General features: G+C 37.2%; 9 protein-coding genes and 1 pseudogene. 2 read left to right on the top strand and 8 right to left on the bottom strand.

Features of this window, described 5'->3' with window-relative positions; translation table 11 throughout:
• Positions 1-133: 133 nt before the first annotated feature.
• Positions 134-2,527 (top strand): DUF3769 domain-containing protein, encoded by a 2,394-nt coding sequence (locus tag MICAI_RS00135; RefSeq protein WP_008195854.1) that lies wholly within the window; start codon positions 134-136, stop codon positions 2,525-2,527.
• Positions 2,528-2,654: 127 nt separating this feature from the next.
• On the opposite strand, the gene MICAI_RS00130 is transcribed toward MICAI_RS00135, so the two are convergent.
• Positions 2,655-6,398, bottom strand: a complete 3,744-nt coding sequence (locus MICAI_RS00130; protein WP_008195853.1) for a WD40 repeat domain-containing protein — start codon at positions 6,396-6,398, stop codon at positions 2,655-2,657.
• A gap of 148 nt (positions 6,399-6,546) precedes the next feature.
• On the opposite strand from MICAI_RS00130, the gene MICAI_RS27690 reads away from it, so the two are divergent.
• Positions 6,547-6,612: a tetracycline resistance efflux system leader peptide gene (locus MICAI_RS27690; protein WP_223212376.1), complete on the top strand. Its 66-nt coding sequence runs from the start codon at positions 6,547-6,549 to the stop codon at positions 6,610-6,612.
• Positions 6,613-6,664: 52 nt separating this feature from the next.
• On the opposite strand, the pseudogene MICAI_RS27685 reads toward MICAI_RS27690, so the two are convergent.
• The 7 genes and pseudogenes from MICAI_RS27685 to MICAI_RS00095 form a co-directional block, all read right to left on the bottom strand.
• Positions 6,665-6,985 (bottom strand): annotated as a pseudogene (locus MICAI_RS27685) (Mov34/MPN/PAD-1 family protein); the annotation flags it as partial.
• Positions 6,986-7,059: 74 nt separating this feature from the next.
• A complete protein-coding gene (locus MICAI_RS00120) occupies positions 7,060-7,656 on the bottom strand; it encodes a hypothetical protein (protein ID WP_008195848.1) in 597 nt (198 codons plus the stop codon).
• Positions 7,657-7,680: 24 nt separating this feature from the next.
• Positions 7,681-8,160: a hypothetical protein gene (locus tag MICAI_RS00115; RefSeq protein WP_008195846.1), complete on the bottom strand. Its 480-nt coding sequence runs from the start codon at positions 8,158-8,160 to the stop codon at positions 7,681-7,683.
• Positions 8,161-8,204: 44 nt separating this feature from the next.
• Positions 8,205-9,824: a type IV secretory system conjugative DNA transfer family protein gene (locus MICAI_RS00110; protein ID WP_008195844.1), complete on the bottom strand. Its 1,620-nt coding sequence runs from the start codon at positions 9,822-9,824 to the stop codon at positions 8,205-8,207.
• Positions 9,825-9,897: 73 nt separating this feature from the next.
• Entirely contained in the window at positions 9,898-10,167 is a 270-nt protein-coding gene (locus tag MICAI_RS00105; RefSeq protein ID WP_039899113.1) for a hypothetical protein, read from the bottom strand.
• An 80-nt stretch (positions 10,168-10,247) separates the two neighbouring features.
• Positions 10,248-12,416: an Hsp70 family protein gene (locus MICAI_RS00100; RefSeq protein WP_008195843.1), complete on the bottom strand. Its 2,169-nt coding sequence runs from the start codon at positions 12,414-12,416 to the stop codon at positions 10,248-10,250.
• 95 nt (positions 12,417-12,511) lie between these two features.
• Positions 12,512-14,490 (bottom strand): Hsp70 family protein (locus MICAI_RS00095; RefSeq protein ID WP_085984669.1); only part of this gene is annotated, 1,979 nt, incomplete at its 5' end.

The raw sequence follows: 14,490 nt of genomic DNA, 5'->3' as shown, positions 1-14,490 counted from the left end.
TTAACAAACCGGTTCTAGGGTAGAGGCACAGGGAACAAGTTATTAAACTTTCCCTGTCTCCCTAGGAATAATGATCATGGTAGTATCAATGAGGTTCGCTCGTCCTCTATTTTGATCGCCGACTCGTGCAGTCATGTCTTTTTTTATCTTAGCTGTTGAACCACCTGCCCTAATTAATACTGTAGCTGAACCGGAAACGGAGGAGCGCCAAGTTTCTGAAAATATTCCCACGTCTGTAGTTCCCCTCCCTGTCACCCCAGCACCTCTAGAGGCAAAAAAGCCTTCAGAAGAGAGCGTTTCTATTCCCCTCACCGTCACTCCACCCCCGGAAACCGTCGAGGTAAAACCCTTGGTTCCCGATCAGGGTATTCCCTTAGAACCTTTACCTAGCAGTGGGGGTGATGCGGCAGCTTTAGGAAAACCCCTTTCTGTTCAGAATTCTCCACCCCCCGCAGCCGTTGATGTCACCATTCATCCCGAAACCGAGATAGTTTCAGGATTAAATCAAAAAGCTCTTAACCAGAAAAATGGCTCGACTCGGCTATTAGTGAGGAAAAAAGGCGAAAAAACCAGCCAAGAATACTGGATTTCCCTCAATAACAGCCTAGCTCAGACCGATGCAGTTAATCCAGAAGGGGAAAGACCCCTAGAATTAGTGGCCGATGAGCAGGAATTTGACCAAAATCGGCAGATTATCACCGCTAGAGGTAATGTCACCCTGCGTTTTGCCCAAAGTGTACTAACGGCCGATCGCTTACAGATTAATCTTCCCGAAAAGTTAGCGGTAGCGGAGGGCCAAGTGATCCTAACCCGGGGAGATCAAATCCTGCGCGGCGATCGCTTTGAGTATTATTTCGTCCAGGATAGCGGTGTGGTATTTAATGCCAATGGGGAGATTTTTCAACCCAGCACCGCTAGGGATTTAGGACAAACGCTGCCCACGGATGTGGGGGCCGGTAGTTCTTTTGGAACCCTAACTGATCGTTTGGCATTAAATCAACCCTTGCAGAGAATCACCACGGGAGAGGGTTTTCAATTTGTCGTCGGGGGACAGGATCCCAGTCGGCGCGATCGACAGAATATTAGTAGTCCATCGGGAGGAACGATTAATCGTGTCCGTTTTCAGGCCGAGCGCTTGAATTTTGATGGTAAGGTGTGGAATGCCACTAATGTGCGTCTGACAAATGACCCTTTTTCCCCCCCTGAATTGGAAGTTCGGGCCAATTCCGCCACTTTTCGCAGTACTGGCCCTTTTACCGATGAGTTGCGGATGAGTAATTCCCAGTTGGTTTTCGATCAACGGGTAGTGGCACCCACTTTTATTAATAGTCTTACGTTCGATCGCCGTCGTCGTCGTCCTTTTTTAATTGCCCCGGGCTATGATGGGGAGGATCGGGGCGGATTTTTCGTAGAAAGTCCCCTAACTTTAGTGGAGACACCGAAGACTCTTTTTGAGTTGACACCGCAATATTTAATTCAAAAAGTCCTTAATCCCGATGCTTTTCCCTCAGCTAACCCCGGAGGTGGCGAAGTTTCACCCCTTAGTCCGAAAGCTTTTGGTTTATTGGGCAATTTTGCCACTAATTTTGGTGAGCGCTCGTTTTTGCAAGCGACAGCTTCTTTTTCTAATTTAGATTTGGAACAGATCGAAAATACTGTTCGTTCTAAAATTCGCTTTCAACAGACGATCGGACAGTTGCAGGATCCCTATCTGCTCAATGTGGAGTACAATTATCGCGAGCGTCTCTTTAACGGTTCTTTGGGGTTTCAGACGGTTAATAGCAGTTTTGGGGCAATTTTGACCTCACCGGTGATTGTCGTCCCCAATACGGATATTAGACTCAGTTATCAAGCTTCTGTTCAGAATGTTAACGCACCCACCGATCGCAGTGATCTTTTAGCGGCCAATGCAACGGATAATGTGACTAATTTAAGCCGTTTTCAGGGTGCTGTCTCCCTCAATCGCAGTTTTTTACTCTGGTCTGCCCCTACTTTACCACCGACTCCCGACCAAGGGTTAAGATTTTCTCCTCTTCCCGTTCAACCCTATATTGCTCTTGTCACTGGTGTCACTGGTGTCACCGGTTATTACACTAATGGAGAGACGCAAAATTCCGTCACGGGAACCGTGGGATTATTAGGACAGTTTGGGCGTTTTTCTAGCAATTTTTTCGACTATACCGGGTTTAATATTAGTTTTAGTCAGGGTTTAGTTAACGGACAATCACCCTTTTTCTTCGATCGCTTTGTTGATCAACAAACCATGTCCTATGGTATAACCCAACAGGTATATGGTCCGATTCGTGTGGGTTTCCAGAGTGTTTATAGTATCGATCAAGCGAAGGAAATCAGTACAGAATATTTTCTTGAATGGAGTCGTCGCACCTATAGTTTAATTTTGCGCTATAACCCAGTGCTGCAGTTGGGAATACTCAACATCCGCGTGTCGGATTTCAACTGGACAGGCAACCCCGGCTATTTTGAGGGCAGCGATGTCCGTCCGGTGGTGGATGGAGTAACCCGTTAAGACTACATGGGAATTATGAATTATGAATGATGAATTATGAATTATGAAGTGGGGTGTGGGGTTTTAGGGATTTTCAGATCGGGATTACCTCTCATTGAGACTCCCTTGACTAACTTCTATCCTCTCTTCAACGTGACAGAAAAGCTCCTAAAATTTTCATTGTGTTGATCGTTTCATAATTCAACCCTTCTACTCCCTTAATATTTGTTTGTTCATAAAGTCTAGGAGAGCGTAAAGTGTTCTGACACTCTCCTGTTTTTAGGTTCCAAAGTTTAATCGTCTCGTCTTCACCTGCGCTGGCCAATGTCTTACCGTTGGGACTAAAACAGACTGACCTGACACTTTTAGTATGTTCACACAGGAGTTGATGAAGTTCACCTGTTTCAACATCCCAAATTCGGATTGTTGCGTCATCCCCTCCACTTGCTAGTAACTTCCCATCGGGACTAAAGGCCACTGACCATACCCAAGACTTATGACCTTCAAAACTATTAATTAATCTACCATCTTTGACTTGCCAAACTTTGACCGTTTGATCATCACTTGAACTGGCTAATCGCTGACCGTCAGAGCTAAAGACAACAGACCAAATTCTTCCTTGATGACCTTTAAAAGTCCGCAAAGATTGAGTCATATCATCTTCAATAGACCAGAGTTTTATAGTTCGATCTTCACTACCAGTTGCTATTAATCTTCCGTCAGGACTAAAAGTTACTGATAATACCCAGGCCTGATGTTCCTCAAAAGTCTTGAGACAAAATCCTCTCGGAACCGACCAAAGCTTAACAGAATTATCTCCACTACCACTTACCAGCATTTGACTATTAGGACTAAAAGCGATCGACCATACGCGCTTTTGATGTTCTGGGGAAAAAGTGTATTTTTCATCTGTCCTAATATCCCAAAGTTTGATGGTGTTATCGTGACTGGTACTAGCAATCAGTTGACCATTCGGACTAACCGCGACTTGATGCAATAAAACCCAATAATCTTTTTCTTGTAAAATTTTAATTACTTTGCCACTTTCCCCTGACCATAATCTAATCGTTTGATCTCCGCTTCCACTTATCAATGTTTTTCCATCGGGACTAAAAGCTACTGAACAGATCCAGTCAGTATGACCATTAATCTGTTGAAGACATTTATGGTTTTTGATAGACCATAATCGGATCGAACGATCTATAGAACCACTCAAAATATATTGACTATCGGTGCTGAAAGTAATCGATGATAATCGATTGCCATATCCCCTAAAACATTGAAGACATTCTCTGGTTTTTACTGACCATAACCGCAGTGTAAAATCTTCACTCCCACTGGCTATATATTGACCGTCCGGACTAAAAGCAATTGACCAAATCCAGCTTTCGTGTCCCGTTAAAGTATCAATATTTTGATATTCTCCTTCTATAATAGACCATATTTTAATGGTTTTATCCCCACTTCCACTGGCTAGAAGTTGACCATCGGAACTAAAGGCAACTTGCCAAACCCAATCTTGGTGTCCTGTAAGAGTATGGAGACATTCTCCCGTGTCAACTGACCATATTTTGATAGTTTTATCAGCGCTCCCACTGGCTAAAAGTTGACCATTTGGACTAAAAGTAACACCACCCACTCGTTCTTGATGTCCTTCAAGGGTGTGGAGACATTCTCCTGTTTCAACTGACCATATTTTAATAGTTTTGTCCTCACTTCCTGTGGCTAAAAACTTACTATCAGCACTAAAAGTAACTGATCTAATAGGAGCATAATGTTTTTGAGAAGGGTGGGGCAAAGAATGGCAATTTATAGATATATCTGTTGTAATAGACCAAATTTTAACAATTCCGTCTTGTCCCCCACTTGCTAGTAACTGTCCCTCGGAATTTAAGGCTACTGACCACACCCAACTTCCGTGAGCAGGAAAACTTTTGCTTAATTCTAATTTTCCGTCTTGTTTGACTTTCCAGAGGTAAATCATCCCATGACTGTCACCAGTTGCTAAAAGCTCTTCTCTTGGAAAAGAGTGATTAAACTGACTGCAAGAAATTGATAAAATACTGCCACAAGTTTGAGGGAAAATACAGTCAAAAAACTGTGAATAGGAAAAATCTACTTGGTTGAGTCTAATGTTTGAAAAATCGACTTGTCGAATAGGGATATGGGAAAAATCGTAGCCGATTAAATGACCATTTTTCAGTATATTAAGTAAGTTAATAATATTGCCAGCAATGCCCCCAATTTGTCCAGAAGGTTGATGTTTTAATGTCTTTAAACAATCAATTAGTTTGCTTTCCAGATTGTTTTCTTGAAAATCATGGATTAAGTTCTTGATTATTGGGTGTAAAATAACATTAATTTGAATCTTTCTTAGATAATCAGGAACAGTAGTTTTAGTCAAGGAATTACTTCTTAATAATTGGAATTTTTCAGTTTTGATTTCTTCGGTTGCTATGGTAATAATTTTTTGAGTGAAATATTCAATCAGTAGAGGATGTATGGTAAAGTAGTCATCTTTTTTATCTAACAGAATTTTGCTAGATAATGATCTGATCCCTTCTTGGATACTTTTACCGTCAGGTTCAATGATAATATTATGTTCTAGTTCCGACAAAGAAACTGGATTTCGATTAATCGCTAACTCAAAAATAATCGCTTTTTCTAAATCAGATAGTTGCTGAAAGTAAGAATTTAAAATAGACTCGATTTTTTCTATCAGAAGATTACCTTTTAAAAGAAAATCCGAGAGATTATTATGATGAACTCGTTGAATATGATGAGCGATAGATTTGATGAATAAAGGATTGCCGTGACAGACTTGTTGAATTAAAAATTGCCATTCATCCTCTGAACCATGAAAGGTGTCAATATCTCTCAAAATTTGCCGTCCAGTTTGATAGTCAAGTCCTTGTAAATCTCGGAAATAAGTTGAAGTTTTATTTCCCACTAACGATTCAAGTTTTTGAGGAATTTTTCGACTGGTTATAATTAAACAGCTATTGTGCTTTGACTGACCAATTGCTTGTAAAATTTCGCTATATTCTCGATAGTTTTCATGCTCAATAATCGCATCAATATTATCTAAAAATAATAAACAACGATATTTGGCTAGTATCTTGATAAATTTTATCAGTTTTATTTTAAATTTATCTTCTGCCTTAAAACTAATATTCTGTGAAATAATATTACTTGTATTTTCCAGAAATTCTAGGGGTAAAGGGGGATTCAAAAAAGACCAATAGATAACACGATAAAATTCCTCTTGAATTTGCTCAATCAGTTTACAGACAAGAGATGTTTTTCCGATTCCTGCTATTCCGAAAATTCCGATAATTTTACACGGGGGACTATTTTGAAAAAACTTTTGTTTTAATAATTCTAGTTCTTTTTCTCTACCATAAATCTGAGAAATATCAGGAATTAATCCGAAATTATCATAATTTATTTCTGTTTTAATTGATGAGTTTTCAAGACCGGGAGATTTACGCTTATCCCATTCTTCTTCAAATTTTTTCAAATTTTCTTCTGTTGATGAATGCCAAAGATTTAGGGTAAAGTGCAAATTTGCCGCGCCTTTAGCTTGTTTGTATCTATTATCTGTTAGTATTTCCCATTCTTGTAAAACCTTAAGGTCATTTCTCATCTGAATTGTAGTAAGGGAAATAACTGATGTTTTTTTAGTACCAGCGTTGCAAAAATCTACCAAAACCTTTAATTCTGTTTTGACAATTAGTTTTGGGTGAGGTTTATCATATTTTAACCAGTTATAGATTATTTTATCTGACCAATCAGCTTGCTCTACTGATTCACCGTTTACATACGTTAATAATCTTCTTAACAAAAGAGAGAGTTGTTCTTTAACTGTATCACTTGTATTTAGTCTTGGCATAATCTATGAAGATAATTTTTCTCATTATAGCTCTATTTTCAATGTTGATTAATATTTTCTAAGGAATCTGGGAAGGATTTGAGGGTTAAAAATTTTTCTGGGATGAGGTGGTCGCCTACTTCTATAGGAATTTTAGTATATTGAGGGCGTGATAAAGAATCGGGTTCAATTAAAACATGGTACATCGTTAATCGGAAATCAGGGTCAAGATTAACTAGGGCAGAAATAGCTTCATCAGAATTTTGAGAAGCATATTTTTTATTCGTTATATCATCAGTTTGTGAAAAACAATCAAAACTACTAGGATGTCTATGCCAAAGTCCAAGAAGTTCTATAGGTTCCTGATAATATCTTCCTATTTTCTTAGATAAATGATTAATATACTCAGTATCATATTCAAAATAACCTGGTTGAAAAATAGGATGTATGCCTGGATCTAATGTTTCGAGAATATACCATATATTAACTGTTTTTATTCCCAAGAAAATTCCACCTGTTTCTGTTTTAGAGCTTTCATAGGTTTCGGCGATAATTGCTAAAAAGGCTCTCTCTGAAAAAATAGTTTGGAGTTTTAGGTAGTTTAACATTTTCATAATTTTGATTTGAAGATAAGAATAGTTTGGCTCTTAAATAAAATAACTTTAAATTCCTGATAAAACTATCATCTTTTTCTTTGAGAAAGACTTTTACTCTGGGTCAAAGTTGGTGAATTTTTCTTCTTATATTCGCTTGCATATTGACGTTTCCAAGTATCTATCTCTTGAGAACTTACATTTTTCCCTTTAGCCTTTTGCCATACTTTTATCGCTTTATTAGACTCCTCATGACTAACCTTTAGATTTCTCATGGTATCTTTTGCTTTATTTCCCTCAATTCCATGATCATTAAGGACTCCAAGCGCACGAGATTCTTTTTTATTCAGTTGAGTTAGTCTGGGTCCTTTTTCTGGAAACAGTGTTACCTCTCCATTTGTATCTTTTGCTCCTGCTCGATAAGTGCGACCATTATCTAAAGTAAATCGGCTTGTTTCCTGTCCTTTAACTTTGGTTGTGCTTCTTGTTGCTTCCCCATTTTTAATTCTTCTAATGTCGTCCTTAATCATCTCTTTATTGCCAACAGTATTCGTTTCGCCTGCATTTTTTAGATCCCGATAAGACGCGGTGTCATAATGTTTTGATTTAGGTTCATCTTTTAAATTACTTAACTTGGCTTTTCTGCCGCGTCCTACTAAAAATTCTTTGTCTTTTTCAGAACTCATAGTTATCCTCCAATTAGTATTATATTAATTTTGAATAGTATAGATATTGTCATCGATTTGGTCTAAATTAATATAAATTTTTTGAACGTTATTTGAAGTATCTTTAACCAAGAAATATAGGTCTTCTTCATAGTCTTCAAAAGGAGAGTTATCAGCTACCATACATTGACAATGAAAATAATCAGCAAACTTTTTAGCGATTGCTATTTCATCCCCAATTTTTCCGATAGATTGTTCGATTAAATCATTTTGAGGATAAAGTGAGAGTAAAATTTTAAAATCTCCTTGTATTGATTCTTTTTCGCAAAGAAGTTGTATATAGTCTGGCATCTCTATTGTTATATCTTGGGTAACACAAATATCTTTTTTAGATAGAGAGAATAGCTGAATACAAGCATCAATAATTTCATTATCAGATAGATTTTTTGAAATAAAAACATTAACAGGAAATAAGTTGTGATTGTGGGACGATTGGTTATTTAAAAAGCCTTTTGAGTTAAACATAATATTCTCCTAATGGTTTTGGGTTGTGTTAATGGAAAAAAAACTTACATAGATTGATGATAAGGATTATCGTCATACATTCCAGCAAAAAAGGGATCTAGAAAATAAGGAACTTTCTGAACAGGAATTGGGGGCTTTCCACGCATAAAGATAATCGCTTCATCGGGACTTAAACGAGTAACTTCATCGGGCATAATTAAAGGACGTGGGGTTTCAGAAACAGTTAATGCTGAAGAACGCCCTCTGGAATTAGATATAGAAAAACCAATAGGATTATTAGAAGCACCTGTGTTTCTTCCTTCATTGGTACTTAATACTCTAATCGTGGTTTTTCCAGCTTTTTTAGAGACATATTCTGAGGTTTTAATATCTTGTATGCCAAAATATTGCTGAATAACTGTATTGCCCAGAAAAGTTTCCCAACCTTTGTTATAAAGTTCTTCAAGTTGAGATAAGTTTTGCAGAATAATCCATAAGGTAACGCCATAACCTCTAAGGTAAGTAACCCCTTGAGAAATTAAGTCCATTTTACCTAAATTGGCGGCTTCATCAAGCATAAATAAGGTGGGATAAGTGGGTTTACCGGGCTTTTTAACCATTGCTCTAATACAAGAGCCAATCCAAACCCTTAATAAACGTGAATACATGGCTATTTCAGCCGCAGGTAGAACAAAGTAAATTGAAATTTTTCCATTTTTTAAATCCCAAATATTAAAACTGCTTTTGGCTAAGGAAGTGACAACAGGACGAGAATCAAGAAACTCAGTATGTTTTTCCATAGCAGAGAAAACACTCATGCGTTCTTCATCCGCCATTCTTTCGATCATCACTGCTGTTCGTGCAATTAATCCATCTGCTTCAGTGGCTGATTCCATTGTTTCTATAATCGTTTCCCACTTATCTGAAGAAGCCATAACAATATTTCTGACTTCTCCTAGATTACGTTTTCCTTTAGGAGAAAAGAAAGCAACAAACATAATAATTCCAGATAAAATAGCTCTGGCTTTGTCATCCCAGTGAGGGTCTTTTTCTTCTCCCGTTCGTAAAACTAATAAATCAGCTAAGATTTTGGCTTCATCGGCAAAATTAGGGTTAGAGGTATCGATTAAATCTAAGGGGTTAAATTGGGCTTTAGAGGCATTAGGACATACATTAAAAGGGTCAAGACAATAAACTTTATGTCCTATATCTTTTCGCGCTCTGGCAGTAATTTCATAGTTTTCTCCTTTGGGATCTGTAACCACAATCGGCCCAGGATAGGTAAGAAGATTCGGCACAACGGTACTGATCCCTTTACCCGAACCAGTTCCAGCAATTGTAATTAAATGTCCTTCAGGATTCCAGCGAATAAATTCTTGATTATTGGATAAAGATTTACCCAAAATTAATCCCACTGGACTATATAAATGAGCATCTTTAATTTCCTTATCTGTTGCCCAGTGAGCATTGCCTTGATCTTCGGGTTGCGCTCCAAATCCTAATGATTTACCTCTTTTTTTGAAGCCTTGTAGATTGGGGGCAGAAAATCCTGAATATCCTGAGAATAATCCATTAAATAACATAAAAGGTAACTGAATAATTGCTGCTAAAATTTGGAAAGTAATTTTTAGAGTAATTGTGATTAGTTGAACAGTGAGATTAAGAAATAAACTAATAAGGCTCATGATGGTGGTTAAGAAAATTCAAAGGTTTACCAAGAAAATAATGATCGTATAAGTAATAAAACTCCCGATTAGATTATTTACCACGTCCAGAAGAACGCTCATTTTCTTTTCCACGAATTTCTTCAGCTTTTCTTCTTGCTTGATTAGCTTTATTTTCTTTATCAGTTCCTTCCTCCATGGCTTTTCGATACTTAGAAGTATATTTAACGGATTCTGGTGTCATTTGACCATGTTGTTGAGCTTTCTTATCATAAGCTTCAGCTTTTTTGAAGGATTCATTAGCTTGCTTTTCATATTTTTGAGCTTGTTTTTCATAATAGTCTGCATCTCGTTTGAAAACCATAGTTTCCTCTTTAATTGAATTGACAATAAGGTTTGAATCTACTAAAATTCGCTAAAATCGCTGACAATATTTAATTTTATTTACCAGAATTTCAGCCAATTATTTGATTTTTGATTTGGTTCAGGATTGATCGGCTCGGTTTCTTGCGGTTTAGTTGTTGTTTCTAAACGAATTTGTCCACCACTTTCTGTTAATTCTTGAGCAATGGTACTAAAGGTTTCAGTCAATTGGTTTAAATCCGTAAAGAAACTTAGATCATCTCGTGAAGAAATTTGTCTTAAAAATTCTTGATCAGCACCACCAAATCCAATGGCAATAATTTCTATCTCCATTTTATGACAAAGTTTAGCTGCTTTAATAGCTTGTTGCTGATTTGCCCAAACTCCGTCGGTCAAAATAATACCATATTTTAAATCTTTAGCCTTTCGTAAAATCCGACATATTTCATCAAAAGGATGAGCAGAATTGCCATAACCTGTGCGTCCTATGGATAAATTTTGAATACCATGATTAATTTTTCTGATATTTTGAGAACTATTAACAGTTGTTAAAGTTTTATCAGAAAATTCAATAATTCCAATAGATGTTGTAGTTAAATCACATTGAGTAACAAAACTTTTTGCCGCTTCAATTGCTTCATTTAGAGGCCTACCATTCATACTACCAGAAAGGTCAAACGCCATGTAAATATTCAAATGTTCTCGCACAACTGTTTCTTGAGGAGATTTAGTAAATCGATCATCTGGAACATCTAAGGGGACTGGTTCAATGGTTAAAGTCAAGGGTTTTTGGGTACTCCTTTCAACCGCAGAAACTTCAACAACACCACTCAAATTATAGGAATAAGTGATGTCAATAATTGCTAATCGCGACTTGACCATCGGAATGTCAGTAAAGACGTAATTTCCAAGATAAACACAACTCATAGGTTCTAAGGTTTCCCCTTGTGTCATAAAGACTTCTAGTTTATTTTCTTCTCCTTTTTTGACTCGAAATTGATAGGGACGGGTTTGTTGGGAGGGAATCGGTTGATTTTTGGAAATAATAATACTGTTAATATATTTATCTCCATTTTCACTAACAGCAATCATTCCTAAACTATGACTAATAACATCACTCGATTTTTTCACTCCTCCTAAGAGTAAAGTTTCAGTAGATTGAGTTTTTCCTGACAAAAATAATTGAGGATTTTTTTGTTGTTTTGCTTCTATATCTATTGCGGCTTGAATCGCTGCCCCTAATGCGACGGCTTCATCGGGATTCACTCCACTTAGAGGTAGTTTACCTGACATTTCTTCTACATATTCACGCACCATTGGCATTCTCGTAGAACCCCCCACTAAGACTGCTCCCTCAATATCTTTCCATGTTAAATTAGCTTCATCAAGGACAATATTTACTAACATTTGTGTTCTTTCGATTAAGTCTTTTGTTAATTGCTCAAATTGTTGACGGGTAATTTCATAACTAGCTTGATGTCCTCCGCCTTTAACCGATACTTTAACCGCTTGTTTTGTTGACAAGCTAATTTTAGTTTTTTCTGCTAAAATCATTAATTCATTAAAGTCTTCTCCCATTAATTCCACGCCAAAATCTTCTTCAAATTGGGTAGCGAGAAATTGTAAAATGCGATCATCCCAATCTTTTCCGCCTAAAATATGATCTCCGTCTGTAGCAATGACTCGAAGTTCATCTCCTGTAACTTCTACTAGAGAAACGTCAAATGTTCCACCTCCAAGGTCATAAACCAAAATTTTTGAATTATTTTGATTAGGGCGAACTCCATAAGCGATCGCAGCAGCGGTAGGTTCATTAATAATTCTAAGAATATTAAAGCCAGCTTTTTTCCCTGCTTCAATGGTAGCTTCACGCTGCATATTATTAAAATAAGCAGGAACAGTAATCACAGCATCGGTGACAGATTGACCTAAAAAATCTTCGGCACAGTGTTTAAGATAGGAGAGAACCATTGAAGATAGATCAATGGGGGTATATTCTTGATTATTCTCTAAATAAAGGGCGTGGGGATTGCCCATATCTCGCTTAAAAAAGGCATAAACTTGTTCATCTCCTAATGCTTGTTTTTCTTTGGCATCATCGCCAACAAGGGGCGGATTACTACCTAAATCAATAACGGAGGGAGTAATTCTTTTTCCTTGGTTATTAGGAATGACTTCCGGTTTGCCATCTTTAATATAAGCGACAACTGAAAAGGTAGTTCCGAGGTCAATACCAACAAAATTGTTCATGATTTTATTATTTTAGTTGTCAGGGTGAATACTTTATAAAAAGTGAGGAGAATGGAAAATAAATGATTCTCCATTCCCTAACAAAAGGTAAAAAATTAGCTATAGACTAAACTAGAGTTGCGGGCTTTCATTGCTTCTTTTTCTTCTTGGGTTACACCCCCTTCTGTTTTAATAGTGACAGTAGCATCTCGACCTGTTGATAGTTCTTTAGCATACATCTCAAGCATTCCTTGTTTATTTAATTTAAAAGTGACATCAATAGGAGTACCTTGAGGTAAACCACTAGGAAGGCTTATTTCTGCTTGCCCAATTTCTGTACTCAGGTGTAATTCACAATATTGATCAGTTGAAAAATTTTGGGCAATTAACAGTTCAACACTTGTTTGATTCGCTGATCCTGTACCAAAGCGTTGAGTAACATCTGCTGGAACAGGATCATTTTTCTTAATCAAATTAACCAATTTTTCTTCATTTTTTACACGTGCTTTAATGCCAAAACTACAACTTGTTACATCAATAATTTTGGTTTCGGTTGCTTTTTGAACTGCGCCTAATGTTAAACCATTATTTTCGGCAACTTCTTGTTCAGCTTTCTGCTTAGTTTCTTCTGGTACATCTTCAAGTTTAACGTCTTCTGGTTTGAGTCCAAGTTGGTCAGATATATTAATACGAATTTCTTGATCCAGCATTAATTTATGACCAAAAATAGCAGCTCCTTTAGCAACGGATTCATCAGGTTCGCAAAACTTAGGTTCTTTGCCCAATTCTTCTTGAATACGACGAGCCACTTGAGGCATTTTAGTAGAACCTCCTACCATTAAGATTTGGTCAAAGTCTTCAACTCCTCGCTTTTTCGCTTCAGCAATAGCGATTTTAGTCAACTCAATCGTTCTTTCTAATAAACTTTCCGTTAATTCATCAAACGTTTCACGAGTCAGTTCAATTTTTTTTCGCTGCATATTGTGCATAACAGGAATAGAAGTTTCCCCTTTTTGAGTTAGGGTTTTTTTGGCGTCTTCAGCCCGAACATATAATTCTTGTAAAGTTTCAGGGGACTCTAAAGGATCCTCACTAGATACTGTTTCTTCTTGCCATTGTTGAGCCAAATAAGTCACAATGGTTTCATCCCAATTTTTTCCACCTAAATCATGATCTCCTTCGGTACAAATAACAGTTATATTACCACCCTCAATCTTGATTACAGTAATGTCAAAAGTTCCCCCTCCTAAGTCATAAACTAAAACCGTCTGGTCTGCTTCTTCATTGACTCCATAACAGATAGCTGCCGCTGTAGGTTCATTAATAATACTACGCACATTTAAACCAGCTGTTTCCCCTGCCAATTGAGTCGCTTCTCGTTCACGAATACCAAAATAAGCAGGGCAAGTAATCACCACATCTTTGATTTGATAACTGGTTTGTTGTTCAGCATCTTTTACTAATTTACGGAGAATATAAGAAGAAATTTCTTCGGGACGATAAGATTCTCCTTCGTGTTCAAAAGAAAACCCCTCTTTACCCATGAAGCGTTTAACCATATCTACAGTATTATCTGGCTCAAGCATACTGCTATTTTTCGCTTCCTTACCAACAATTCTTTCCTCACCATTAAATTGCACGACTGAGGGAGTGGTTCGGTCTCCTTCCATATTAGCAACTACATTAGGACGACCATACTCATCAACATAAGCGATACAGGAATAGGTGGTTCCTAAGTCAATACCAAAAATAGGGGTAATTTTAGACATTTTCTTGGTCTCCTTGACGTTTTTTTGAACGGGTTTATTTTGATTCAGTTGATTAGCATCAGGCTCTGCTTCAACTTGAGGGTTATTGAGTTGAAAATTTTGCTGAAAATAATCAGCTTCAATTTGCCTTGAATTTGGATTTTCCATTACTTCCTTAATTTCAGGAAGCATTTGTAAGTAGGTGTTATATTCCATCCGATATTTAGGATGTTTGCTTTTTTTAGTCCACTCAGTTTGTTTCAGAGTAAAAATTTCTTGAAATACTGATTCAGACCAAGGTTGATTCGGGTCAATTTCCAGAAGTAAGAAGAAATTCGGACGGGAGC

Origin of the sequence: Microcystis sp. T1-4, assembly GCF_000297435.1 — a bacterium.
Taxonomy (GTDB): domain Bacteria; phylum Cyanobacteriota; class Cyanobacteriia; order Cyanobacteriales; family Microcystaceae; genus Microcystis.
Note: the sequence above shows the minus strand (reverse complement) of the source record. Positions and strands in the feature narration are given on the sequence as shown.